This is a genomic window from Rhodoblastus acidophilus, assembly GCF_009720655.1.
Classification (GTDB): domain Bacteria; phylum Pseudomonadota; class Alphaproteobacteria; order Rhizobiales; family Beijerinckiaceae; genus Rhodoblastus; species Rhodoblastus acidophilus_A.
In genome coordinates this window covers 1-25054 of sequence record NZ_WNKS01000011.1, presented here as the reverse complement: position 1 = coordinate 25054, position 25054 = coordinate 1, and the positions used below count along the sequence as shown (strand labels likewise).

The following is a 25054-nucleotide window of genomic DNA, read 5'->3' as shown; positions in this document are numbered from 1 at the left end:
CCCGCCTCTCGCCCTTTCGAGCGACCGCGAGCCGCATCAAATCATTGCGAGACGATTTCGGTTGGTCAAGCTTACGTTTTGGACAGGTTGGGCGCGTTCTCGGCCTCGCTGACCACACGGATCGTTCGCAGCACGCTCGCCGGATTGACGCTGATCGAATCGATTCCCAAGCCGACAAGGAAACGGGCGATCTCGGGATAATTGGCCGGCGCCTCGCCGCAAATGCCAACATGGCGGTGATTGCGCTTGGCGCCGGTCACGGCGAGACGCAGCATTTCCAGCATGCCGGGGTCGCGCTCGTCGAAATCGAAGGCGACAATCTCCGAGTCGCGATCGACCCCGAGCGTCAACTGCGTCAAGTCGTTCGAGCCGATCGAAAATCCATCGAACAATTTTGAAAATGCGTCGATTGAGATCACATTGTTCGGGATTTCGCACATGACATAGATTTCGAGGCCGTTCTCGCCGCGCGCGAGCCCATGGCGCGCCATCTCGGCGATCACCCTTTCCGCCTCGACGACGCGACGGCAGAACGGGACCATGATGCGCAGATTGGTCAGCCCCATGTCGGCGCGCACGCGTTTCACCGCCGCGCATTCGAGCGCGAAGCCCTCGGCATAGGCGGGGTGGGCGTAGCGTGAGGCGCCACGGAAGCCCAGCATCGGATTTTCCTCGTGCGGCTCGAATCCGGCGCCGCCGATCAGGCTCGCGTATTCATTGGTCTTGAAGTCGGAAAGCCGCAGGATCACCGGCTTTGGATAAAAGGCGGCGGCGATGACGCCGACGCCTTCCGACAGGCGCTCGACAAAAAAATCGACGGGACGCTCATAGCCGCGGGTCAGGCGGCCGATCTGCGCCCGCGCCTTCGCTGAGGCCACTTTCTCGGGATGGACGAGGGCCATCGGGTGGACGCCGATGTGCTCGCTGACGATGAACTCCATGCGGGCGAGCCCGACGCCGTCGTTCGGCAGCATGGCGGTGTGAAAGGCGAGGTCCGGATTGCCGAGATTGACCATGATTTTTGTGCGCGTGCGCGGCAATCCCGTGAGCGGAACGCGCGTCGCCTCGAACGGCAGTTTCCCCTCAAAAACCTTTCCTGTCTCGCCCTCGGCGCAACTGACCGTCACCGCCGCGCCGGTGACCAGTTTTGTCGTGGCGCCCGCGGCGCCGACCACCGCGGGCACGCCGAGTTCGCGCGCGACAATCGCGGCATGGCAGGTGCGCCCGCCGCGCGCGGTGACGATGCCCCCGGCGGTTTTCATCACCGGCTCCCAGTCGGGGCTCGTCGATTCCGCGACCAGAACCTCGCCGGGTCGAAATTCCGCGAGATCCGCCTTGTCGCCGACGACCCGGACCGTTCCCGCAGCGATTTTTTCCCCGACCGCCCGCCCGCTCACCAAAACCCGTCCGTCGCCTTTGAGCGCAAAAGTCTCGAAACTGTCGGGCTGGCGCTGCGAGGCGACGGTTTCGGGACGCGCCTGCACGATGTAGAGCTTGCCGTCGCCGCCGTCCTTGGCCCATTCGATGTCCATCGGCATCGGATGGCCGACGCGCGCGGAATAATGGTCTTCGATGCTCAGCGCGTAACCGGCGAGTTCCAGGACTTCCGCGTTGGTCAGGCAGAATTTTTGGCGCAAGACCGAGGGCGTCGGCTCGTTGCGCGTGCTCGCCTCGCCGGCGCCGCGGGCGAAGACGAGGCGCATCTCCTTCCCGCCGACAGTCCTGCTCAGGACCGCCCGGCGCCCCTGTCGGAACGTCGGCTTATGCACATAGAATTCGTCGGGATCGACCTTGCCCTGCACGATATTTTCGCCAAGCCCATAAGCCCCCGTGATGAAGACCACGTCGCGAAAGCCGGATTCCGTGTCGAGCGTGAAGATCACGCCGCTCGACGCGCGATCGGAGCGGACCATTTTCATGACGCCGACCGAAAGCGCGACCATGAAGTGATCAAAACCGTTGTCGATCCGATAGACGATGGCCCGGTCGGTGAAGATCGACGCGAAGCATTTGCGACAGGCCTCGAAAACCGCTTCTTCGCCATGAACGTTCAAATAGCTTTCGTGCTGGCCGGCGAAACTGGCCGTCGGCAAATCCTCGGCGGTCGCCGAACTGCGCACCGCGACGGCGAGGTTTTTGCCGCTCTCGCGTTCGAGCGCGCCGTAGGCCTCCGCAATGGCTTCGCGCAGTCCTGGGCCGCCGGTCGCGCGATAGACGATGTCGCGCGCCTTCGCGGCGCGATCCGCGAGCGCGGCGAGATTGTGATGGTCGAGACCGTCCAGAAGCTTGTGGAGTTCGGTCCAGGCGTCCGCTTCGGTGAGCGCCACGCGAAAAGCTTCGGCGGTCAGCGCGAAGCCGTTGGGAACCCGCACTCCGGCTGCGGTCAGCGTCGCATAGAGTTCGCCGAGCGAGGCGTTCTTGCCGCCCACCAGCGGCACGTCCTCGATGCGGAGCGCGCCAAACCAGCGGATATAAGAAGGCGAGCCGGTCATGGACCCCTCCTCACAAAGAGATAGGTCTTCCCGGTGCGATCCGCCATGATCCGCGTCAGAAAGTCTTTCAGGCTCGACAGCGCAGGCGCGCCGAAAGAAGAGACCGGCGGTCGGCGCTGAGGCCGACGAGAATGTCGAAATCGCCGGGCTCAAGCCTCGGCGTCAAGGCTGCGTCGAGACAGGCCAAATCTTCGGCGTCGAGGGTGAAGGCGACCGTCGCGGTTTCGCCCGGAGCCAGTTCCACCTTGGCCCAATCCTTCAGCTCCAGCACTTGGGGCGCGAAAGACGCAACGCGGTCGCGTGAAAACAGAAAAACGGTTTCAACCGCCGGACGGCTGGAGAGGTTTTCCGCACGGACCGTGACGCGAATCCTTTCCCCCGACTTGAATTCGTTTCGGTCGAGCTGGAGCCCGTCCAGCCGGACCTTGGCGTAGGAAAGGCCGTGGCCGAAGGGAAACAGCGGGTCGTTGGACGTGTCGATATATTTGCTGGTGAAGGGATCGTCCGATTCCAGCGGCCGCGAGGCCGGCCGTTCCGAGAAATGGATGGGGATTTGCCCGACCGCGCGAGGCCAGGTCACGGGAAGTCGCCCGGCGGGATCGACGCGCCCGGCCAAAACTTCGGCGACCGCCCGGCCGGCGCCCGCGCCGAGGAACCAGGCGGCGACAAGCGCCCGCGCCTTCTCGGCGAGGAAAGGGACCATCAGCGGACGCCCCGAGAACAGGACCGCGACGACGGGCCGTCCGCTGGCGAGCACGGCCTCAGCGAGTTGCTGCTGGCGGCCGGGCAGACCGGGGTTGGCCCGGCTGGCGGCTTCGCCGCTCATGTTGGCGGCCTCGCCGACGCAGAGAATGACGAGGTCGGCGGCCTCGCACAAAGCTTGCGCCTCGATGATCCCGCCCACGTCTTGTCCGTCTATGAATACGCCCGGCGCAAAGCCGATGTCGCAATCGGGCAGCGCGGCGCGCAAACCCTCGAGAATGCTGGCACATTGCTGTGGATCGGCGGCGAGCGTCCAGGGGCCGACCATTTCCGCCTTCGCATCGGCCAGGGGACCGACCACGGCGATGCGTCGCACAGTGTCAGCGAACGGCAGGATGCCGTCATTCGTCAGCAGCGTGACGGCGCCGCGCGCCGCCTCCAAGGCTAAATCAATCGCCGGCAATGGTTTCGTCGCCCTGATTCTGCGAAAAGGGTCGTCGAACAGGCCGAGCTTCATCTTCAAAGCGAGGATTCGCCGCACGGCCGCGTCGATGTCCCGCATGTCGGCAATCCCGCGCGAAATGGCTTCGGGCAGCGCCGAAAGATAGACGCCGCTGACCATGTCGATGTCCACCCCCGCCTTCAGCGCCAAAGCGGCCGCCTCCACCCGGTCGGCGGCGACGCCGTGGTCGATCAGTTCCTCTATCGCCGCGTAGTCGCTCATGATCACGCCATCGAAACCCAGCTTTTCTCGCAAATAGCCGCGCAGAAGCGGGACGTTGGCGGTCATCGGGACGCCCGCCACCGAATTGAAGGCCGCCATGACAGCGGCGCAGCCGCTTTCGATCGCGACCCGAAACGGCGGCAGGTAGGTTTCATGCAGCGTGCGGTCCGACATGTCGGCTGCGGCATATTCGCGACCCGCCAGAGCCGCGCCGCCGCCAACAAAATGTTTGGCCGTGGCGGCGATGGCGGCCGGCGAGGACAGGTCGCCCCCCTGAAATCCTCTCACCTTGGCGGCGGCGAAGCGCATGCCGACCAGGGGATCCTCGCCAAATCCCTCGGCCATGCGGCCCCAGCGCGGGTCCCTGGCGGTGTCGAGCATGGGCGCGAAGGTCAGGTCCGCGCCGTCGGCCGCGGCCTCGGCCGCCGCAGCCCGCGCCGTTTTCTCCCAGAGGTCGGGATCGAAGGCGGAGGCTTCGGCGATGGGGATCGGGAAGACGGTGTCGTGGCCGTGCAGGACGTCGACTCCGAAAAACAAGGGTAAGCCGAGCCGCGTCTCCTCCACCGCGAGTTTCTGAAAACCTTCGGTCGCCGCCTTGCCCCAGATGTTCAGCAGCGAGCCGACTTCGCCGGCGCGAATGGCTTCGGTTGTCGCCTCGCCGCGAACCGGGCCCGTCTTCGCTCCGCCCGCCGGCGACATGGTCATCTGTCCGAGCTTCTCGGCGAGCGTCATGCGGGCGAGGAGGTCTTCGATCGCGTCCCGGTTCATTCGCCTCTTCCCGCTCATGCCGACTCGAGTCATGTTATGAGCTTGACCGGGCTTTGCGAAGGCCGGTCGCACGAGGGTGACAATGGCGGAAGGGGCAGGCGCCGCTTCCGGGACCGCCGACGGCGGGTCCGGTATCGACGACTTCGTCGCGCTGGCGAGGAGCCTGTTGCGGGCGCTTTGCGCCTCGCCGCAGGCCATGGCGCTGCTCGCCCTGGCCGCAGGGCTCTGCGCCGTCGTCGCCGCCACCACCTTCATGCAGCTGCGCTTAAACGCCTGGACCAAGGCGTTTTACGATACGCTCGCCGACAAGGATATTTCCGGCTTTGGCCGCCAGCTTGTCCTCTACCTGTTCATCGCGGGGACGCTGCTTGCCCTCAATGTCGCGCAGAAGCGGCTGAACCTCACGATGAAGATGAAGCTGCGCGAGGGGCTGACCCGAGACCTGATCGCGCAATGGTTGGCGCCCGGCCGCGTCTTCCTCATCGCCGGCGCCGGCCTGATCGGCGTCAATCCGGACCAGCGCGTCCACGAGGACGTCAACCATCTCGCGGAACTCTCGACCGATCTCGGCGTCGGCCTTCTGCAGTCGGCCTTGCTGCTCCTGAGTTTTATTGGCGTGCTCTGGAGCCTGTCGGAAGGCGTGCTCCTTTCGCTGGGAGGCCGCCCCTTCAGCATTCCCGGCTACATGGTCTGGGCGGCGCTGATCTACGCAGGCGCGGCTTCGCTGCTGTCCTGGCGCGCCGCGCGGCGGCTCGTGCCTATCAACGCCGAGCGCTACGCGCGCGAATCCAATCTCCGGTTCGCCCTCGTGCACGCCAGCGAGCACGGCGAGGGCATCGCCGTCCATCGCGGCGAGGCGGACGAAAAACTGCGGCTGAACGAAAAGTTCGACCGATTGCTCGACGTGCTGCGCGCGCATGTCGGCGTCACCACGCTCCTGACCTGGGTGACCGCCGGCTATGGCTGGATCACGCTGGTCGCGCCGATCATCGTCGTCTCGCCCGCCTATTTCTCCGGCAGCCTCACCTTCGGCGGGCTGCTGATGGCGGTGGGGGCTTTCGAGCAGGTGAACCTGTCGCTGCGCTGGTTTGTGGACAATGCCGGCGCGATCGCCGATTGGCGCGCCACCTTGCTGCGCGTCGCGGGCTTTCGCCGCGCTTTGGAGGCGCAGGACCGCGTCGACGGCGTGTCGCGCATAAGGCTGGCGGTTTCGCCAGACAACACGCTGCGCTTCGACGACCTCGTGGTCATCTCGCCCTCGGCCCGGATCGGGATCGACGCGGCCCAAGTCGAAATCGCGCCGGGAGAGCACACGCTGATCGTCGGCGCGCCGGGATCGGGAAAGACGACACTTTTTCGGGCTCTGGCCGGCCTTTGGTCCTGGGGCGCGGGCGGCATCCAGCTGCCGAGCGACGACCGCATCATGTTCATGCCCAAACGCGCTTACATGACCGATGGCTCGCTGCGGGAGAACCTGGCCTATCCGGCGCAGGCAGACCAGTTCGCGTCCACGCATTTCGAGGAGGCGCTGGCGCGGATGGGGCTCGATCATCTGGTCCGCCGTCTCGACGAACGCGAGCGCTGGGACCGGGAGCTCACCGAAGCGGAGCAGCAGAGCCTCGCTTTCGCTCGGTTGCTGCTGCACAAGCCGCTCTGGGTCATTGTCGACAGCGCCATGGACTCGCTGCCCGCCGCGGCGCGCAAAACCTTGTTCGAAATGTTCGGCAGGGAGCTGTCAGCCTCGACCCTGATCAATATTTCAGGGCCTCAGGGAGCGGACCCCTTCTTTCGCCGCGTCCTTCATCTGGTTGCGTTGCAGCCGCGCTCGACGGGCGCCAAACTTGGCCGTTAGCCCCCCACGGCGCGCAGCGCCTCCTTTCGACAAGCCAATGCGATGATGAACGAGGCGTAGCTCCAGGTCAGGTCGAGCGCCGACGTCGGCGCGCCGTCGATATGGGAAAATTGTTCCGCCAACACGCCGGATTCGGGCGCAAACCGGCGCACCGTGGCCATCACTGCATCGCCACGCCGGATCAGCGCGCGGGCCAGCGGCGCCCGGAACTCCGGTCGCAGCGTCTGCACGCCCAACGTCCGATCCTCCGCATTCAGCAGACGCGCGAGCAGGGTGCGGTTCGCGAGCGAAACGGCCAAGGGCTCGCCGGAGGCGGCGGCGGTCGCGGAACGATAATAAAATTCCGCCGCGCCGAGGGTGGAAAAATAGAACGCGCCGCCGGTGAAATAGACGTCGCCGTCATAGCGCCCGTGCGCGGTCCCGCAGTCCGCGGGCCGGTTGCGGTTGATGAGATAGGCGCGATCGAACAGGTCTTCGAGCTTGGCGAGAGTGGCGAAGGCGCGGGGATCGGCGGGGCTGTGCGGCCCATTGCGCCGGGCCGCCTGAACCACGCCCAAAATGACGGCGAAGTCGAGCCGTAGGGTCGGCGTCGGTTTCAGCGCGGGATCGGGCAGCGGCGTCCGATAGGCTCCGTCATAAAAATAGCCGTCGAGCGTCTTGGCCGCCTCTGCTGCGGCGCGGGCGTAATCCTCGGCGCGTTTTTCGTCGCCGAGGGCGCGCGCCCAGTCCGCGCCGTCGCTGAGGGCGGCGTATTGCGCGACTTGCGTGTGATAATGGCGACGAAAATGTTCTTCCCAGATGTCGTAGCAGGGCTCGCGCCAGTGTTTTAGGGTATAGTCGAGATCGCCTTCGATCAGCAGGCGCATGGCGGCGAGCGGCAGGCGATCATGGAGGTTTTCGTTGCGCCAGTAGCGCATCAGCGCGAGCGCCCGCAGCGCCGGGCCGTCGTTCTGGGGACGCGACCATTGCAGGATGTCCAGCCGGCCGTCGGCGGACAGGCGGGCCTCGCCGAGCACGGCTTCTCCACGAACAAAAGCCATTTCTTCAGGGGTGCGCACATATTGAACGAAATCCGGCAAGACGCCGGCGCGCTCTTCCGCGTCATGCGGATTGGCCCGCCCGTCGAGCCGGGTCAGGCCGAGGCTGAAGTCCACGAATTCGCCGAACAGTTTTAGGAGATCGTCGCGCCCGTCTTCGATCAGAATGCGCAGCCCGTCGATGACGATGGCGGAATCGCGCAGCCAGTGAAAGAAATAATCCGGGTTTTCCGCGGGATCGGTGGAGGCGAGCACCGCCCCCTTCGCCGCCCTGATGGTCTGGCCGTAATTGCGCCGATGTCGCGTCAGATGGGTCGCCGAAATGGCGCGCGGTAAAAATTCGGCGCAGCGTTCGTACTGGCGGATGAGCCAGTCGTCCAGGCTTTCCATCGGGCGCACGGGTGACGTGTTGCTCATCGCGAACCTTGCTCCGCACCGAGCCTCTGGCGCCATCATACGCCGGCGCGCGCCGAACCGCGAATCGCCGAGACCGCGCCCATCACGGCGGCCGGCGACTGCCGCCGGCTTAACTGCTCGGCCATGAAGCGCATGTAGGGCGCCATGTGCGCAAACATCGCCTCGTAGCCGGCGCACAGATGGTTGTGCCAATGTGTCCCGGCGCGGTGGATGCGATGTTTGGGACAGCCGCCGCGGCAGACGAAGCGCCATTCGCATTTCATGCATTTGGCGGAAAGATCCGCCTTGGCCAGTCCGAAGTCGCGCTGTTTCGCGCCCGAGACCATGGTCGCCAGATCGTCCCTGCGGATGTTGCCCAGACGATGCTGCGGATAGACATAGTGATCGCAGGAATAAACATCGCCGTTCATCTCGATGACCAGCGACTGGCCGCAGGTCGGGCGCATCACGCAGAGACTGGGCGTCTCGCCGGCGAAGGCGGCGAGCGTGTTCTCGAACAGCTGCACGAAGACGCGCCCGACATCGCGCTGAACCCATTCGTCGAACACGGCAATGGTGAAGCGGCCATAGGCCTCGCCCGACACCGACCAGTCCGTCAGCGCGGCGTCCGCTGCTTCGACCTGGGGATGAAGAAGCTCGCCGGCTTCCAGACCGGCCGGCCGGCGCTCGACCGCCGGAATGAATTGGAGGTGCTGCGCGCCAAGCTCCCGGGTCAGGTGCCGATAGACCTCAACCGGGTGCTCGGCGGTCGCGGCGTTGACGACGGCCAGAATATTGTGCTCGACGCCGTGTTTTTTGAACAGCGTGATCGCGCGCGCGACCTCGTCGTAGACGCCCCTGCCATTGCGCGCCCGGCGATAAAGGTCATGGATCGCCGGTGGCCCGTCCACGGAGATGCCGACCACAAAATTGTTGCTGGCGAGGAAACGCGCCCAGCGCTCGTCGATCAGCAGCCCGTTGGTCTGCATCGAATTTCGCACCAATTTTCCATGGGCGTGGCGGGCCTGGCTCGCCAGCGCCTTTTCGAAAAAATCCAGGCCCGCCAGCGTGGGCTCGCCGCCCTGCCAGGCGAACTCCACCTCATTGACGGGATTGGCTTCGATGGTGCTACGCACATAGGCGTCGAGCGTCGCATCATCCATATGAAGTTGCGGGCTCTGCGGTTTTAGCGCGCCCGCCTCTTTCTCAAGATAGAAGCAGTAGTCGCAAGCGATGTTGCAACGGAAGCCCGTAGGCTTTGCCATGAGGTGGAACGGCCGCCGTGCTTTTCTCTTTGACATCTAAGAACCTTCCTCGATCACGGCTGCGACCGACAGATCAACGGGATGGCCTCAACAACACGTGACTTGTCTTTTCCGTTCGGCGTCGTGCTATGCTCGCTCGAACATATTCTGAGATGGAGAGGGTTCGATCGTCCATTACGCTCCTGCTCGCCTGAACTTGCTGCACATGCTTCCAGAGTTTCTGGCAGGTCACGGCGTTTCCCCCGAAACCATTTTCAAGAGCGTTGGCGTCGGCAGCTTGAGCGATGTGGCCGAAGGCGCCGTGGTTTCGCGAAGCCAGGTGTTTGCCGCCCTTCACGCCTCGTCGCGGTCCGTCGGGCTGCCGCAGCTCGGCTTGCATCTCGGCGACAGGGCCGACCCGACCAAGCTCGGCTCTCCCGGATGGGCGCTGGTCGCCGGGCGCACCCTGCTGGACTGTCTGCGCGAACACGCCCGGCTCATTCCCCGGCTCGAGGGCGATTCCGAACTGTCCCTGGCGATTGTCGATGGCGTCGCCGTCTGGACCCACGCCATGAAACCTCCGTGGGGAGAGGGCGTCTATCTGCTCTATGAAGGCGCGGCGGCCTTCATGTGCCGCACCATACGCACGCTGATCGGCGACGGCTGGCGGCCGCTGCGTCTGAGTTTTCCTCATCCCTGTTACGGTCGTGCGTCGGTTTACGAGGAGTTTTTCGGAGCGCCGGTGGTGTTCGGTTCGGGTCAGCGCGCGGAAATCCGCTTCGATGCCGAGGCGCTGGCGCGCACGGTTTCCTCCGGCGCGAGCCTTCTCGACTTCGACGAGGGCGGCCTCCCCGAGGCGCGCCCGTCCGACGCCGGCGTGCTCGCGGCGGTCGAGACCATGGTGGAAAGCCATCTCGGGCACGGCGGCATCGGCTTGCCCGAGGTGGCGAAAATTTTGGGCATGCCGGGCCGCTCCCTTCAGCGCCGGCTGAAGGCGCAGGGCGCGACCTTCGAGGGCGTGCTCGACCGGCATCGCCGCACGCGCGCGCAAGCCATGGTGCGCGCGGGTCAGTCGAATCTGACCACGATCGCCATGGCGCTCGGCTACTCGGACTCGTCGCATTTCGTGCGCGCCTTCAGACGGTGGACGGGGCGAACCCCGTCGTCCTACGCGCGCGGCTTCTAGAGCTTTTTCACGTTTCATGGAAACATGAAAAAGCTCTAGATTATTGTTTTGACGCATTTTATTCACGCGAACCGGCATCCACTTCGCTTGAAAATGCTCTAGTCGTCGGCGCGCTCAAGATCGGACAGAAATCCCTTGCTGGCGGCTTTGGGTAAGGGCGAAGCTGGCTGATCCCCCTGCGGCGTCGAAGGCGGCGCGGAAAAAGTGGTCTTGACCATCTGTCCGAACAGCAGCGGCGGCATGGCCTCTTTGGCGAGTTGCTCGGCGCGGCGCTGGAGCTTTTCCACCTGCTGCGGGTTGGCGGCGGCGAGGTTTTTCGTTTCCGACGGGTCGTCCGCGAGATCGTAGAGCTCAAGTTTTCCGGGCAGGATCGGCGCCCAGATCAGTTTGAGGTCGCCCTGACGGACGCCGACCCGGTAGGGCTCGATATTGTAGACCACTTCGGTGCGCGGCGAGGCCTCGCCCTTGGCGACGGCGCTCCAGACGTTGATGCCGTCCATCGGCTTGGCCTTGTCCGTCTTCGCCCCGGCGAGCGCCGCAAGCGTCGGATACATATCAGCGATGTGGACCGGCCCCTTGACGTGGCCGGCCTGGATGGCGCCCGGCCAGTTGGCAAAACCGGCGACGCGGGTTCCGCCCTCGTAGAGCGTGCCCTTTCCGTCGCGATAGACGCCGTTGTTGGGCGGCAGGTCGCCCTTGACCGCGGATTCGCCGGCGAACATCGCCGACCGCGTGCCGCCATTGTCGGAATGGAAGACGATCAGCGTGTTCTGTCGCAGCCTGCTCTCGTCGAGCGCGGTCACCACCTTGCCGATGGCGTCGTCCATGGCCGAGATCTGGGCGGCATAGGCGCGTCTCAGATCGTCCGCGATATCCGCATATGTGTCGAGCCAGGCCTTGGGCGCCTGATAGGGCGTGTGCGGCGCGGTGAACGCCAGATAGAGGAACAGCGGCGTCGTCTTGTCGTGATTTCGAATAATCTTGACCGCTTCGGCGCCGAACAGGTCGGTGTCGTAGCCTTCCTCCTGCAGCAGCGTGTTGTCGCGGTACCAGTCGACCACGTCATGGGAAGTGTGGCGGAAGTGATCGATCTCACCCACCAGCGGGCCGTAAAAACTGTCGAAGCCTCGCTGCTTCGGCCAGAACTCCCGTCGGGCATGGCCGAGGTGCCACTTGCCGACCATGGCCGTACGATAGCCGGCGTCGTTGAGCGCCTGGGGCAACAGATATTCGTCGAGGGCCAGCCCATAGGCGCCGCCCGACGGAATGACGCCGGTCTGCAGGCCATAGCGGAACGGATAGCGGCCGGTCATCAGCGTGGCGCGGCTCGGCGTGCACATGGGCAGGGCATAAAACTGGTCGAACACCGCGCCGCCGCGGGCGAGCTTGTCGAGATGGGGGGTGCGGATATCAGGGGATCCGTTAAAGCCGGCGTCGCGCCAGCCCTGGTCGTCCGAGACGATATAGACGATGTTCGGACGCGACGGCGTTTCCGCGCGCGCGGAACAAGACGCGCCGAACCAGCCGGAGAGCGCGCCAACGGCGGCGACGGCGGTTCCGCCCTTCAAAATGGCCCGGCGATCGATCCGGACGGCTTTGTGTTGTTCGGACATGTTGCACCCGTGTCTTGAAGCCTGCGCGCCTATGATACGGTTTCCGCAAGATCGCTTCGCGATCCGCGAAAACGAAATCGCGCGGAAATCCTTCAGGCGAAGGGCGGATTTCCGCGCGAGCGGAATACGATTTCCGAATTGATCCTTCGGAAATCGTATGACTGAGCGGCGCACGGACGCGCCGTGACCCGGGACTTCAGCGCGTGTCAGCTCCTCGATTGATTTTGTCAGTTCCTCAATTGATGAGTCTGGCTAGGCTAGCGCATAAGCCGGGCCGCCGCATTGCCATTTCGCGCCAGAGCGAAACGTCAGATGAAAAATAAGGCTGCCGCTTCTCCCGCCGCGCCCGCGCACAACGCACGCTTTTGCCGAAAGGGATTTGCGCGGCCATGCATGGGTCATGCGATATTCAGCGATCGCGGACCGCTGACGAACGGACTGCCCCGGAGATAGAAGCGCAGGAGGCGATCCGCGTCCCGCGTGATTCCGATCCGCGCGCTCCGCCCGATTTCGTTAGGCTGAAAATCGTCGCATCCCAGCCACAAAGGGCCTTGCTGGCAAAGATCGATCCCGTCGAGCCCACGATCGATCCGCAAGGCGGCGGCAAGCCGCCCCGGTCCGCGCGCCAGATCGCGCAAGGGCGCATCGCCGCGATTTTGCGTCATGATCGAAATGCCTGCGAGCGGCTCGATCGCCCTGATCAGAACGGCGGCGCCGACGCCGGGCGTCTCGCTCGACACGTTCAGCATGTATGAGCTGCCATAGGCGAGATAGACATAGGCGCGCCCGCGCTCCAGAAACATCGCGCGATTCCGGGCGGTCATGCCGCGAAAGGCGTGGCTTGCGGCGTCGCCGACGACATAGGCCTCGGTCTCGACGATGCGGCCGCTGACCAGACCTTCAGGCAGAGCGCGCGCCACGATCTTCCCAAGGAGATAAGTGGCAAGGGCGATCGTATCGACCGGCAGGTCGGCCTGAGCGAGCGCGACACGCTCGTTCGCCGACCTGGCGAGCGTCGGAGGCCGCTCCCTGTTCATTCTGAACCTGTCGCACACTCCCGCGCGTTCCTGTCGCGCGTTTTCCTTCTGGAGAGGAATTGGCCGACGGCGACGACAATCGCGGCGCCGAGAACGGGCGCGATGTAGGCTTCGTAAGAGCCGTGCGCGGCGCTGCCGCCCTGCGTGAGCCCGATAACCAAGGGATCGCTGGCGATCATCTCGCCGGAAATCCAGCCAAGCAGCGCGCCGCCAAACCAGATGAGCGCGGGAAACCTCTGGATCAGCCCCGAAATCAGCGACGCCCCGCCCACGACGAAGGGAATGGAGATCAGGAGACCGATCACAAACAGCTGGATGTGTCCCTTGGACGCGGCGGCGACGGCGACCACATTGTCCAGGCTCATGACGAGATCGGCGAGGGCGATGGTGCGCACGGCGCCGAACAGGGTTTCATGGGCCGCGACATGGTTCTCATCCTCCTCCTCGGCCTTGACCAGCTTGATGGCGATCCAGAGCAGCAGCGCTCCGCCCGCAATGCGCAGATAGGGAACGGCGAGCAACTGGGTGATGATGGTCGCGAAGATGATGCGGAGGATGACGGCGGTGGCGGCGCCGAGCCCGATCCCGAGTTTCTGGCGATGCGCCGGCAAGGATCGACAGGCCATCGCGATGACGACGGCATTGTCGCCGGAGAGCAGAATGTCGATCCAGATGATTTCCAGCAGCGGAATAGAGAAAGCGGCGCTGAAATAGTCCATTGCGTTTCCATCAATTCTGCGCCCCGCAGCGGCGCCGTCAGTCTGAGTTGCGCCGCCGCAGCAGCCCGCGTCGTCTGGCCCAGACGAGGCCGGCGCGGACTTTCCGTTCGATCCAGCGATTGGCTTTCGCCGCCGCCGGGAAATCGAGCGCGAGCAGGGACAACCCAAGAGGGATCATCCAGAACCCGACGACCGGCAGGAAGCCGACGGTTCCTCCGAGAATCAGCGCAATCCCGATCGGCACACGCAGCCAGCGCCGCTCGGGATGACGCAATTTTTCGAACCACACGCGCAGCGATCTTTTATCCATGTTGCCCCTCGTGGGAAAGGCTTCGCCGAGGCGGGCGTTACCGCCCACCTCGGCCAAAGACCCGCCTCAGGCGGAAAGCTGCCGGCCCGCTTCGACGGCGGCGCGCTCGAATTCCGCCCGCACCTCGGCTTCGGAAGCTTTTCCGGCGAGGTCGCCCAAAACCTTGCCAATGACGTCCTCGTCGCCGGGCGCCTGGAAATCCGAGGCGATGACGACGAGGGCGTAGGCTTCCGCCGCTTCGCCTGACAGCCCGAGCTTGCCCGCCGCCCACAGCCCGAACAGCCGGTTGCGGCGCGCGGTGACCCGAAACGCCATTTCCTCCTTGTGCATGAACGCGGCCTCTTGCCCCTTGGCGCGGTCGCTGAGCGATTTATTCATGAGAACCTCCTGTGTTGTTTCAATGGATTTGCGGCGCGAGCCGGCGCGCTGTCGCCGGCGCCGCCACCGCGCCGCCGTCGAGACTGGCCCGGACCAAACGCAGAACCCGATCCTCGCGCGGATCGAGGCGGCAATCGGCGGCCGCGACTTCGTCGCAGACCCCGAGGATGAGCTCCGCCGCCCGGCTGTCCCGGTAGCGGCGCAGGCGCGAAAGGGTTGAGAGGTGTTCGTCCGGCGCGCTGGCGCAGCGCTCGAACTGGGCGAGAATTTCCTCGCTGTCGCGCATCCAGAGCAGGTCGCGCCGATCGAGAAAATCGAGCAACTGGGCGCGCTCGACCTCCTCCACCCGTCCATCGGCGCGCGCCGTCAGCGCCGCCGCCGCAACGATGAGGTCAAGCAGTTCGTCTTCGCGGTTTTCCTGGTATGCGGCGGTGAGTTCGGCGCGCCATTGCTGCGACCGCCACCTTGATCGATGCTTCGACATCACGGTTCCTTATGCTGGCGCCGTGTGCGTTGCGAAAGCTGACTGGCCTGGTCGGGAGTTTGCAGAACATGCAGGCCCACGACATCGACCGCTTCCGGCGCACAAGCGCGGGATCGGCGATCCGACATCGCGAGGTTGCCCGACTTGCGTCGGGGTCCTCGCCAGAGGGGCCCGGATTCAATTTATAGTTCTAGTCTAAAGGCTTTGAAGCCGCTCCACAAGTGGGCGGCCTCTGAAAATGAAGTTGGAGGCCAGCAGAACGCCGTCGCGGGCCTCAGGCCGCGCCGCGCAAGCCCTGCCTGCGTTCCGCGCTCCGGGGGAGCTCCATCTGCGGCAACGAGTTCATCACCCGCTCTGGCGGCAGGATCACCAAAACTTCCGTGCCTTCGCGCAGCTTCGAGCGCAGCGTGAACTTTCCGCCATGCAGCTCCACAAGACCCTTGACGATGGGCAGGCCCAGACCTGTCCCCTCGTCGGCGTTCTTCTGCGCCATAGAGCCGCGTCCGAACGAGGACATGATGATCGGGATTTCCTCCTGGGGAATGCCGGGGCCTGTGTCCTTGACGGAAAAATACTGGCCGCCGACCCTGGTCCAGCCCACCTTGACGGTGACCTGACCGCCGGGCGGCGTGAACTTGATCGCATTGGTGAGCAGGTTGAGCGCGATCTGGCGCAGCGCCCGCTCGTCCGCCCAGATGCGCGGCATGTTGGGCTCGACCACATCGGTCATGGTCACCTCGCGCTTGCGGGCGCGCAGAGTGAGCAGGCGCATGCAGTCCTCGATCACGCCCGGCAGAGAGACGGATTCCTCCTGCAGCTCATAGCGCCCCGCCTCGACCCGCGACAGGTCGAGGATTTCGTTGATGAGGGTCAGCAGATGCGCGCCGCTCGAATGGATGTCGTTGCTGTAGTCGCGGTAGGCCGCCACGGCATGGGCGCCGAACAGCTCGTTCTTCATCACCTCGGAAAAGCCGAGAATGGCGTTCAGCGGCGTGCGCAATTCATGCGACATGGTGGCGAGGAAGCGGGATTTCGCCAGACTGGCCTCCTCGGCGCGGCGGCGCGCCTCGTCGGAAATCGCCTTGGCCTGCTCCAGTTCGGCGATCAGCATGTCCTTCTCCGCCTGCAACGCAAGGGAGTCGACATGGCTGGCGTAAATACGCCGAGCGAGGATGGCGAAATAGAGCAGCGTCGAGCAGGCGAGCAAGGTCAGCGGCGCAACCGGCCCCTGCAGCGTGGTCGGCGCCATGTAGAACACCACGCCTGCGGCGAGCGGGGTGAGCACCGCGAAGACGGCGGCGGGCACGAAGGCCGCGACCACCGTGTGGATGCCAGCCGCCAGCATGAACACCACCATCACATAGGTGGTCGCCCAATGATCGTTGACGCCGGTCATGACCAGGGCGAGGCTGGCCCAGGCCACGCCGTTGACCGCTTCTGCGAAGGTGAAGCGCGCGTACCAGGCGCGGGCGTCGCGCTCGCTCCGGTCGAGTTTGAGAAAGCGCCGGGCGAGCAGGCAGGCGAGCGCCAGGGCGCTGAGGGTGAAGCAGAGCCAGACGAGCACGACCAGCGTCGGGACCCACAGGGTGGTCATCGCCCCGATGGCCTGGCAGAGCATGATCTGCGGCACGATGGCGGCGAGACGGCCCTCGGCGTAGAGGCGCAGCAGCTCGATGTCGAAATTGACGTTTCCGGCGCCGGCCGAACTCAGCCGCTCGCGGGCCTCGCGCAGGCGATTGGCCATGCGCCGACGCTCCGTCGAACGGCCGTCGGACCGGCCGCGCGCTATCATTTCGGCGGTGACATGCTCCATGCTGACGCAAACCGGACGAACAAAAGTGATCGCCGATCCTGGCGGAAAATGCTTAAGGATCGGCTGACGTTTTCTTTAAAATCATTCGCGCCTTTGCCGCGATATCTCGGAGACGCCTGTGAAACTCTTCGATTCCCCCTTTGCGCCCAATCCTCGGCGCGTCCGCATCTTCCTCGCCGAAAAGGGTCTTTCCATTCCCAAGGTCAGCATTGACCTCGGCAGACTGGAGCACAGGAGCGCCGAATTTTCCGCAGTGAATCCGTTGCAGCGCACGCCGGCGCTGGAGCTCGACTCCGGGGAAATTCTGACGGAATCCGTGGCCATCTGCCGCTACATCGAAGAGCTTTGGCCGGAGCCGACGCTGTTCGGCCGCGATGCGCTGGAGCGGGCGCGGGTGGACATGTGGAATCGACGGGTGGAGCTCGAGTTTTTTGCGCCCATCACCCACGCCTTCCGCCACAGCCACCCCCATATGGCGGAAATGGAAAAACCGCAGATCGCCGCATGGGCGGAGGTGAACAAGCCGCGCGCCCTCAGTTTTGCGAGATTTCTCGATGACGAACTGGCGAAGCAGCCCTATATCGCCGGCGAAAATTTCACCATCGCCGACATCACGGCGCTGGTGGCGGCGGATTTTTCGAAATCGGCGCGCATCGCCTTCCCGGACGATCTGAAGAATTTCGCGCGCTGGCGCGCCGAAGCATCGGCGCGGCCGAGCGCTGCGGCCTGAGGCGCCATGGACGATCTGGCTGCGCTGGTCGCGCGGATCGACGCCTGCCGCGTCTGCGTGGAAAACCCGATCGGCGCGCCCTTGCCGCATGCGCCCCGTCCGGTGGTGCGCGTGTCCGCCACGGCGCGGCTGCTGATCGCCGGGCAGGCGCCGGGCGCGCGGGTTCACGCCAGCGGCCTGCCCTTCGACGACGCCTCCGGCGACCGCCTGCGCCTCTGGCTGGGGCTCGACCGCGAAAAGTTCTACGATGCGTCCCGCGTCGCCGTCGCCGCCATGGGGTTTTGCTTTCCCGGCTATGACGCGCGCGGAGCCGATCTGCCGCCACGTCGCGAATGCCGCGCCCTCTGGCACGACCAATTGTTCGCCCGGATGGCGCAGGTGGAGCTTGTCGTGGCGGTGGGGCGCGCCGCGATCGCCTACCACGCGGAGCGTCTGGGCTACGCCTGCGACCGCAAGGCGCCGCTGGAGGAATGGGTGCGTCTGTTTGCGGCGCCGCAACAGGAACCGAGGCTGATCGCCCTGCCCCATCCCTCTTGGCGCAACACCGGATGGCTGCGGCGCAACAGCTGGTTTGAGGCGGACATCCTGTTTCCGCTACGAAAAGCCGTTGGAAAGCTGATTTAATCTCCAATTTGCTCCATCTTTGGGCTGGACATGCTGCATTGCGGCAATATCATGACATATGCGGCGTAACGTCGCGCCCCAGTGCAACGTGTTTTAGAGCGGCCGTCATGATCACCGGTGAAAAAGTCCGCCTGAAAACCGCCTCGCCCTTCGCAAGACGCCTCAATCTTCCCAATGGCGCCGAGGGGGCCGTGCTTTGCCGCTACCGGCTGTTGCGCGGCGCCGGCGCGCAAAGGCTTGACGTGCAATTCGGTCCCGAATTATTTGTATGGGGGGCGCCCGCCGAGGCCTTCGAGCCGGCGGCGAGCGAAAAGGCGTCGTCCTGACCTGAGGAGGCCTCGTGGACGCCCATTGGGGCCACGCGCAGTACTATCTCCCCCTGGCGTGGCCGTTGTTCGCGCTTCTGGCGCTCGCGCTGGCGCTGCTGCTGATTTTCGTTCAAGTCAAAATTCTTCGCTTCGCCTACATGCGGCTTGGCGTCTCCTCCGGCTGGGCCTTGCTTCTGCTCGCGGCCTCGCTGCTCGGCTCCTACATCAACATCCCCATTGCGGAACTGGGCGGCGGCGAGATCGTCCAGCCCGGAGAGATCACCTATTTCGGCATGCGCTACATCGTGCCCGAAGTGGTGAACGAACCGGGGATGATTTTGGCCATCAATGTCGGGGGCGGGCTGATCCCCACGCTTCTCTCGCTCTATCTGATCGTCCAGCGCAAATTTTTTGGACGCGCGCTGATCGCGACGGCCATTATCACCGTGATCTGCCACATGCTGGCGGAGCCGGTGCGCGGCGTCGGCATCGCCCTGCCGATCTTCGTGCCACCCATCGCCGCCGCGCTGGTCGCGGCCATCGTCTCGTGGGAGGAGATTGCGCCGCTGGCCTATGTCGGCGGCAGCCTCGGCGTGCTCCTGGGCGCCGACATCCTCAACCTCGGCCTGTTCCCCGCGCTCGGCGCGCCCGTCGCCTCCATCGGCGGCGCCGGGACGTTCGATGGCATTTTTGTCACCGGCTTGTTGGCGGTGCTGCTGGCGAGCGTTGCGCAGCGAGGACAGCCCGCTGGAGGTTCCTAGCAGCTATTCAGCGGCGGCAAGGCTGGCCTCGCCGTCGAGCAGCGGCTCCAGCAGGTTTTGCGCGAGGTGGCGGATCACCGGCGCGCACAAGCCGTCGCCGCAAAGCTTATAAGCCTGGGTGGCGTTGCGCGGCAGGATGTAGCTGTCGGGCAGGCCCATCAGCCGCGCCGACTCGCGCGGCGACAGCAGCCGCGAGCGGATGGACTCGCCCTGGACCTCCATCAGGATCTGGCGCGACGACCCCCCGCCAGGCGTGCGCAGGCAGCCGGCCATGCCGTCGAAGCGAACCTCCGCGCGTTGCGCCTTGCGTCCGCGCTCGTCGATGCGGGTGCGCCGGTAGACGGCCCCGACGACACGCAGGCCCGACGCCTGCGCCTCGCGGATTTTTTCCAGATGCGCCGGCGCCATCAGGTCGAGCAGTTTTTGCGTGGCGGCGGACGAGCGCCAGCACGCCTGCTCCGGTTCTTCCTCCAGGAGGTCGATCAGTTCGACATTGCGCAGCGCCGGCTTTGGCAGGCGCCACCACAGCCAGCGCGCGGCTTGTTCTGGCGGAAGACGGCTATGCGCCGCCAGGAGGGCTGGGGGGGTCCATAAATTTTCGGGCGCTGGCGCAGCGTAGGCGCGTGCGAAGGAATCGTCGCGGGCGGCGATGAAGAACACGCGGGGCCGCGATTGCGGCGTAAACAAGCGGGCGTCGAGAACAAAAGCGCCAACGCGATAGCCGAGATCGCCCAAGGCCGCGACGACGGCGCAAAAATCGCGTCCGCCACGTGAGGTGAGGACGCCGGAAACGTTTTCCAGCACGATCAGTTTTGGCGCGCGACGCTCCGCCCGCAGCGCGCGCATCTTGGCGTGGAACAGCCAGAAGGCCCCGGAGCGGGTCTTCACTTCATCCTGCGCGCCGCCCATGCCCCTGCCGTTTCCGGCGAGCGAAAGATCCTGGCAGGGGAACGAGGCCCAGGCCAAATCGACCGCGCCGGGCAATTGATCGACGCCGACCTCCGCAAGATCGCGGCAAACAAATTCCTCCCCCCCCCAATTGGCGCGATAGCTCTCGGCTTTTTCGGGGTCGAAATCATTGGCGAACAGGCAGGTCCAGCCAGGCCCGAGCCCAAGCCGCGCCATGCCGCCGCCGGCGAAGAATTCGTAATAGGTTCTGGTCATGTCTTGCGGGAGGAGCGAATCAGCCCGCTCATCAGGTCACAAGCGCGGTTCAGGCGCCAGCCCCGGCGGAAACTTGCGCACAGCAAGCGTCGCCGAAGGCTGCGGGGGCCTGCGAACGCCCCGCCTCCAGGCGCCGTCTCGCGCGTTCGTTGCGCCAGACGACGCATTCGAAGGCGCGGCGCTCGGCCGTGCGGCGTTTCTCGCCGCCGTCGAACTCGATCAGCGCCGCGCGCTCCTCATAGGCGTCGCGCAAGTCGTCAGGCAGCCTGTCGAGCCAGTCCCGCCAATCCGAGGGGAGTGGCCGGCCTCCGCCGGAATGCAGGGTCAGAGCGCTGCGGGCCATTTCCGCCTCCTCGTTGCGCCTTCGCTACAATGTTCATATTTTGTTCTAACCCGGAAAGCAAGGGAATTGTGAAAAATTCACCCCCGCTTATCCGGCAGCGTCGGCATGGGCATGATCGCCACCCCGTCCTCGAGCAGCGCCCGCGCCTCTTCCAGGGAAGCCTGGCCGCGAATCGCCCGATCCGGCGCCTCGCCCTCGTGAATGCGCCGGGCTTCGTCGGGAAATTTTTCACCCACGTCCACCGTGGCGGCGACGATCTTTTCGTGCAGCTCGCGCGCCAGCCGGCGCAATTCGCCGCTGGCGTCGTTCACCAGCGCCACGCTCTGCTTGACCTCTTCCGGCTTCTGGGCGCGCTCGCCGCGATCCTTGCGCGCCACCGCCGGCGCCATCACCGCCTTACTGATCTTGAGGCTGTTGCAATGCGGGCAGGCAACCAAATCGTTCTCGATCTGGAATTCGTAGGACTCGTTGCTGGCGAACCAGCTCTCGAACTCATGCGCATTGTCGCAGACGAGGGAGAAGCGGATCATGAGGTTCAGCCGGCGAGAAGAGAATCGAGGGCGCCGTCCGACTCCAGCGCGTAGAGATCGTCGCAGCCGCCCACATGCCGGTCGCCGATAAAAATCTGCGGCACGGTGGTTCGGCCCTGGGCGCGTTGCGTCATCGTCCCACGCAGAACCGGGTCGCCGTCGACGGAAATCTCGGTGAAGCTCACATTCTTCTCCGCGAGAAGCATTTTCGCGCGCATGCAATAAGGACAGGTCGCGGTGGTGTAAATCTCGACTTTCGGCATCGACGACAAAACTCTCCCGCTGTCCGCTGATTCAGGCCCCTGACGGAGCCGTTATATAGACGCGTTTCGCGGCTCTGTCACAACTCTTGCGAACACCAGGGCGTCCACTCGCTCCGCTCCGGCGCGCAGCAGCGCGCGCGCGGCGGCGTTCAAGGTGGCGCCGGAGGTGGCGACATCGTCCACCAGCACCAGCCGCCTGCCCGCCAGCTCGCCCTTTCGGCGCGGCGCCACGGCAAAAGCGCCCTGCATGTTGGCGGCGCGCAGCTTGCGGTTGAGCCCGACCTGCGGCGGCGTCGGTTTGACGCGGACGAGCAGCCCCGTATCGAGGGGAACGCCCGAAACCCGAGAAATTTGCCGCGCCAGGGCGACCGACTGGTTGAAGCGGCGGAGGGCCAGTCGCTGGCGGTGCAACGGCACGGGAATCAGCAGGTCGGCGTCATCGAGCAAGTCTTCCCCCGCCCGGGCCATCCATCGCCCCATCGGCGCGGCGAGTTCGTGGCGGTCGCCGTATTTCAGCCGATGGACCAGCGTGCGGGTCGGCCCCGCCTCGAAACAGGCGACGGCGCGCAGCCGATTGAAAACAGGCGGGTCGGCCTGCGCCTCGGGCGAGACGGCGCCGGCCAAAAACGCGCTCTCGAACGGCGTCCCCAGCCGCTCGCAATACGGCCTTTCGATAAACCGCATCGCGCGCCAGCAGTCCGGACACAGGCCGCCATGCGCGGCGATGGCGCGCCGGCAGGACAGGCAGGCCGGGGGATAGAGCAGGTCGAGCGCCAAAACGCCGGCGCGCCGGATCGCGCCGAGGCCGGAAGCGAGCAAAGACATGGCGCCATCCTAACCCGCTTCGGCGCGCAAGATTGTTGCGCCCGCAGCTTTTCACGCGCGGCCAGCAGGCGCATATAGGGGCCGTGTCCCATCCGCCGCACATTTTCGACCGCGCCCTGCTGCGCCGCCGCCTCGCCCGCGCCGCGCGCGGCCCCTGCGATTTCCTGGCGCATCGCGTCGCCGAGGATTTTGTCTATCGGCTGGCGGGCGTTTCCCGCGCTTTTCCGCGCGCCCTTGACTATGGCTCGCCGCATCCCGCGACCGCGAACGCCCTGTGCGCGCCGGGGCGCACGATTGTTCGCGCCGCGCCCAGCCTGGAAACCGCAACGGGCGCCGACCTGGTGATCGACGAGGAGTTCTTGCCGTTCGCGCCGGAAAAATTCGACCTCGTCTTCAGCGCGCTGTCGCTGCAATGGGTCAACGATTTACCCGGCGCCTTCGCCCAGTTGCGCCGCAGTCTCGCGCCGGACGGCCTTTTGCTCGCGGCCATGGTCGGCGGCCAGAGTTTTTTGGAATTGCGCCACTGCCTGACGCAAGCGCAGGAGGAGGTCGAGGGCGGCGCCAGCCCGCGCGTCTTTCCCTTCGTCGATCTGCGCGACCTCGGCGGCCTGCTGCAACGCGCCGGCTTCGGCCTGCCGGTGGCCGATTGCGATGCGTTCACCGTTCGTTACGACAATTTATTCTCGCTGCTGCGCGACCTGCGGGGCATGGGCGCGACCAATATTCTGGCGGCGGGCGCGCGGCGGCCGCTGAAACGCAGCGTGCTGTTGCGCGCCGCCGAACTCTATCAGCAGGATTTCGCGGACCCCGACGGCCGCATTCGCGCCAGCGTCGAGATTTTGTGGCTGTCCGGCTGGGCGCCGCATGAAAGCCAGCAAAAGCCGCTGCGACCGGGCTCGGCGCAGGTTCCGCTGTCCAGCGTGCTCGGCGACAAGAGCCAGTTTTAGAGCATTTTCAAGCGAAGTGGATGCCGGTTCGCTTGAAAATGCGTTAAAATAAGAATCTATAGCTTTTTCATGTTTCCATGAAACGTGAAAAAGCTCTAGCGCTTGGCGAAAGCGCCAAGGCCCGCGAGCGCGCTGAGCGCGGCGGAAAACAGAAAATTCCAGAACGCCAGCGACAATCCGAAAATTTTCAGCGCGGGTTCGTCGCAGCGCACCACATGAATGTTCTGCAACTGCCGCCGGAATTCCTCCATCGTCGCCGGCTTGACGAAATCGCCGGCGCACTCGGCGGGGCCCGCCCAAAGCTTCCACTCGACGCCGGTATGAAAAAACGCCAGCGCGGCGTTGGCGGCGAAAATGAGCGCGAGCAGCGCCAAGACGACCTTGGCGGCGGCCGGCGGCGCGTTGCGGGCGAGGAAAATCCCCGCCGTCGCCAAGGGCAAGGCGGCGTAGAATGCGTAGCGCTCCTTCAGGCACAGTTCGCAGGGCTCGTAGCCCAGGACCTCAAACGTCCAGGCGCCGATCAAGCCAAGGGCGGCGGCGGCGAGGATCAGCCCGGCCGTATGAACGGCTTTAAGCGTCATGCGATCTTCGCGGCGAGGTAGAAGCCCAGGACGACTATGGCGAGCAGGCCGATCACAAAAGTTCCAAAATGCTTTTCCATCCAGTAGCGGAACAGGTCGCCGAACTGGTTCATCGCCGCCGCCAGGATGAAGAAGCGCGCGCCGCGCGTGATCAGCGACAGCGCCATGAACAGGGCGAAATTGTAGGCGAGCAGACCGCTGACGATGGTGACGAGCTTGTAGGGGATGGGGGTGAGGCCCTTGACGAGGATGAAGGCCCAGCCCCATTGCGCATAGAACGCCTTGAGCGCGTCCATTTTGGCGGCATAGCCGTAGAGATTGATGATCCACTGCCCCAGGGTGTCGTACAGCAGCGCGCCGATGGCGTAGCCCGCTGCGCCGCCGAGCACGGAGGCGACTGTGCAGACCGCGGCGTAGAACCAGGCCTTTTTCGGCTGGGCGAGCGACATGGGCAGCAGCAGGAGGTCGGGCGGCAGCGGAAAGATCGAGCTTTCGGCGAAGGCGACGCCGGCGAGCGCCCAAGTGGCGTGGCGACTTTCGGCGAGGGAAATGGTCCAATTATACAGTTTTTCGAACATTCTGTTTCCGCCGCTTGTTGGTCGGCGCCCTCTTAGCATCGGCGCGCTGCGCTGACCACAGCGGGGGCGTGAACTTTGCGAGAGAGACGATTGACGGGCGAAGTTTGCGCGCTATAGTCCCGGCCGCTTCGGGTGATTTTCGCTCGAGAGCCCCTGTGGCGGAATTGGTAGACGCGCTCGACTCAAAATCGAGTTCCGCAAGGAGTGCTGGTTCGATCCCGGCCAGGGGCACCACAACGCCATCCCGAACCGTCCGAAATTGTTCTTAATGGTCTGAAAAGCCCAAGTAAATCGCGGGTTTTGGCCTTCTTCGCGTCCGCAACCGTTCTAGGTCGTGCGCTGGTATCCACGAAAATTGCTGGTACATTTGATGGTAGCGCAGCGATACCAGCGAGGGCGATACCAGCAATGCCGCTCACCGAATAGGAAATCAGGAACGCTAAGCCGAATCAGAACCCTTACAAGCTGACGGATGGCGGCTGGCTCTTTTTGCCCGTCACTCCCAACGGCTCGTAGCTCTGGCGGCTCTCCTAACGCTTCGCGGGGAAGCAAAATGACTTGGCGCAAGTTCTACTGAGTCACGTTTTTCTCAGATTGGTCGTCGCGTGAGCTTTGCTATCCTGCCGATTCGTCTCACTGGCGGAG

25 protein-coding genes and 1 tRNA gene are annotated in these 25054 nt (G+C 65.0%); 8 read left to right on the top strand and 18 right to left on the bottom strand.

The features are described 5' to 3' along the window. Positions 1-71 precede the first annotated feature (71 nt). Positions 72-2492, bottom strand: a complete 2421-nt coding sequence (gene ppsA / locus GJ654_RS12665) for a phosphoenolpyruvate synthase (RefSeq protein ID WP_155446522.1) — start codon at positions 2490-2492, stop codon at positions 72-74. A 67-nt stretch (positions 2493-2559) separates the two neighbouring features. Then, positions 2560-4686, bottom strand: a complete 2127-nt coding sequence (locus tag GJ654_RS12660; protein ID WP_155446521.1) for a glycoside hydrolase family 3 N-terminal domain-containing protein — start codon at positions 4684-4686, stop codon at positions 2560-2562. 82 nt (positions 4687-4768) lie between these two features. Here GJ654_RS12660 and GJ654_RS12655 point away from each other — a divergent pair, with 82 nt between their 5' ends. Then, positions 4769-6538 (top strand): ABC transporter ATP-binding protein/permease, encoded by a 1770-nt coding sequence (locus tag GJ654_RS12655; RefSeq protein WP_155446520.1) that lies wholly within the window; start codon positions 4769-4771, stop codon positions 6536-6538. Here the strand turns inward: GJ654_RS12655 and GJ654_RS12650 are convergent. Further along, on the bottom strand, positions 6535-7992 hold the full coding sequence (locus tag GJ654_RS12650; protein ID WP_196305543.1) for a glycoside hydrolase family 15 protein: 1458 nt from the start codon (positions 7990-7992) through the stop codon (positions 6535-6537). The genes GJ654_RS12655 and GJ654_RS12650 overlap by 4 nt on opposite strands. 35 nt (positions 7993-8027) lie before the next feature. Continuing rightward, positions 8028-9236, bottom strand: coding sequence for an anaerobic sulfatase maturase (locus GJ654_RS12645; RefSeq protein WP_210350831.1), 1209 nt, complete (start codon positions 9234-9236; stop codon positions 8028-8030). Between the two features lie 205 nt (positions 9237-9441). On the opposite strand from GJ654_RS12645, the gene GJ654_RS12640 reads away from it, so the two are divergent. Further along, on the top strand, positions 9442-10401 hold the full coding sequence (locus GJ654_RS12640; RefSeq protein ID WP_155446517.1) for an AraC family transcriptional regulator: 960 nt from the start codon (positions 9442-9444) through the stop codon (positions 10399-10401). Between the two features lie 98 nt (positions 10402-10499). Here the strand turns inward: GJ654_RS12640 and GJ654_RS12635 are convergent, their stop codons facing one another. The 7 genes from GJ654_RS12635 to GJ654_RS12605 all read right to left on the bottom strand — a co-directional run bounded on the left by GJ654_RS12635 (position 10500) and on the right by GJ654_RS12605 (position 16755). Further along, a complete protein-coding gene (locus GJ654_RS12635; protein WP_155446516.1) occupies positions 10500-12014 on the bottom strand; it encodes an arylsulfatase B in 1515 nt (504 codons plus the stop codon). Between the two features lie 398 nt (positions 12015-12412). Beyond that, the gene (locus GJ654_RS12630; protein WP_155446515.1) at positions 12413-13051 is read right to left on the bottom strand and encodes a DNA-3-methyladenine glycosylase; all 639 of its coding nucleotides are present in this window, start codon (positions 13049-13051) and stop codon (positions 12413-12415) included. Continuing rightward, positions 13048-13770, bottom strand: a complete 723-nt coding sequence (locus GJ654_RS12625) for a TerC family protein (protein ID WP_155446514.1) — start codon at positions 13768-13770, stop codon at positions 13048-13050. The genes GJ654_RS12630 and GJ654_RS12625 overlap by 4 nt, the downstream gene beginning before the upstream one ends. 37 nt (positions 13771-13807) lie before the next feature. Next, entirely contained in the window at positions 13808-14137 is a 330-nt protein-coding gene (locus GJ654_RS12620) for a hypothetical protein (protein WP_196305542.1), read from the bottom strand. 9 nt (positions 14138-14146) lie between these two features. Then, the gene (locus tag GJ654_RS12615) at positions 14147-14458 is read right to left on the bottom strand and encodes a DUF1476 domain-containing protein (RefSeq protein ID WP_155446513.1); all 312 of its coding nucleotides are present in this window, start codon (positions 14456-14458) and stop codon (positions 14147-14149) included. Between the two features lie 19 nt (positions 14459-14477). After that, a complete protein-coding gene (locus GJ654_RS12610; RefSeq protein WP_155446512.1) occupies positions 14478-14942 on the bottom strand; it encodes a TerB family tellurite resistance protein in 465 nt (154 codons plus the stop codon). A 274-nt stretch (positions 14943-15216) separates the two neighbouring features. Further along, a complete protein-coding gene (locus GJ654_RS12605; RefSeq protein ID WP_155446511.1) occupies positions 15217-16755 on the bottom strand; it encodes a sensor histidine kinase in 1539 nt (512 codons plus the stop codon). A gap of 118 nt (positions 16756-16873) precedes the next feature. On the opposite strand from GJ654_RS12605, the gene GJ654_RS12600 reads away from it, so the two are divergent. From GJ654_RS12600 to GJ654_RS12585, 4 genes are all read left to right on the top strand, one after another. Continuing rightward, positions 16874-17485, top strand: a complete 612-nt coding sequence (locus GJ654_RS12600) for a glutathione S-transferase family protein (RefSeq protein WP_264586262.1) — start codon at positions 16874-16876, stop codon at positions 17483-17485. A 6-nt stretch (positions 17486-17491) separates the two neighbouring features. Next, positions 17492-18109: a uracil-DNA glycosylase family protein gene (locus tag GJ654_RS12595; RefSeq protein WP_155446510.1), complete on the top strand. Its 618-nt coding sequence runs from the start codon at positions 17492-17494 to the stop codon at positions 18107-18109. 107 nt (positions 18110-18216) lie between these two features. After that, positions 18217-18435: a hypothetical protein gene (locus tag GJ654_RS12590; RefSeq protein ID WP_155446509.1), complete on the top strand. Its 219-nt coding sequence runs from the start codon at positions 18217-18219 to the stop codon at positions 18433-18435. 14 nt (positions 18436-18449) lie between these two features. Then, positions 18450-19178, top strand: a complete 729-nt coding sequence (locus tag GJ654_RS12585) for a DUF1614 domain-containing protein (RefSeq protein ID WP_264586261.1) — start codon at positions 18450-18452, stop codon at positions 19176-19178. 3 nt (positions 19179-19181) lie between these two features. Here the strand turns inward: GJ654_RS12585 and GJ654_RS12580 are convergent, their stop codons facing one another. The 5 genes from GJ654_RS12580 to GJ654_RS12560 all read right to left on the bottom strand — a co-directional run bounded on the left by GJ654_RS12580 (position 19182) and on the right by GJ654_RS12560 (position 22303). Further along, positions 19182-20342, bottom strand: a complete 1161-nt coding sequence (locus tag GJ654_RS12580; RefSeq protein ID WP_155446508.1) for a DNA cytosine methyltransferase — start codon at positions 20340-20342, stop codon at positions 19182-19184. Positions 20343-20391: 49 nt separating this feature from the next. Beyond that, complete coding sequence (locus tag GJ654_RS12575) at positions 20392-20685, bottom strand: hypothetical protein (protein ID WP_155446507.1); 294 nt, start codon at positions 20683-20685, stop codon at positions 20392-20394. 77 nt (positions 20686-20762) lie between these two features. Continuing rightward, the gene (locus GJ654_RS12570; protein ID WP_155446506.1) at positions 20763-21215 is read right to left on the bottom strand and encodes a DUF1178 family protein; all 453 of its coding nucleotides are present in this window, start codon (positions 21213-21215) and stop codon (positions 20763-20765) included. A gap of 5 nt (positions 21216-21220) precedes the next feature. Continuing rightward, entirely contained in the window at positions 21221-21478 is a 258-nt protein-coding gene (grxC, locus tag GJ654_RS12565) for a glutaredoxin 3 (RefSeq protein ID WP_155446505.1), read from the bottom strand. A 51-nt stretch (positions 21479-21529) separates the two neighbouring features. After that, positions 21530-22303: a ComF family protein gene (locus GJ654_RS12560; RefSeq protein WP_155446504.1), complete on the bottom strand. Its 774-nt coding sequence runs from the start codon at positions 22301-22303 to the stop codon at positions 21530-21532. Between the two features lie 83 nt (positions 22304-22386). On the opposite strand from GJ654_RS12560, the gene GJ654_RS12555 reads away from it, so the two are divergent. Next, on the top strand, positions 22387-23250 hold the full coding sequence (locus GJ654_RS12555; RefSeq protein WP_264586260.1) for a methyltransferase domain-containing protein: 864 nt from the start codon (positions 22387-22389) through the stop codon (positions 23248-23250). 95 nt (positions 23251-23345) lie between these two features. Here GJ654_RS12555 and GJ654_RS12550 read toward each other — a convergent pair whose 3' ends face one another. Next, entirely contained in the window at positions 23346-23831 is a 486-nt protein-coding gene (locus GJ654_RS12550) for a disulfide bond formation protein B (RefSeq protein ID WP_155446502.1), read from the bottom strand. After that, complete coding sequence (locus tag GJ654_RS12545; RefSeq protein ID WP_155446501.1) at positions 23828-24409, bottom strand: YqaA family protein; 582 nt, start codon at positions 24407-24409, stop codon at positions 23828-23830. The genes GJ654_RS12550 and GJ654_RS12545 overlap by 4 nt, the downstream gene beginning before the upstream one ends. Before the next feature lie 149 nt (positions 24410-24558). On the opposite strand from GJ654_RS12545, the gene GJ654_RS12540 reads away from it, so the two are divergent. Continuing rightward, positions 24559-24643: transfer RNA gene (locus GJ654_RS12540), tRNA-Leu, on the top strand. Positions 24644-25054 lie beyond the last annotated feature (411 nt).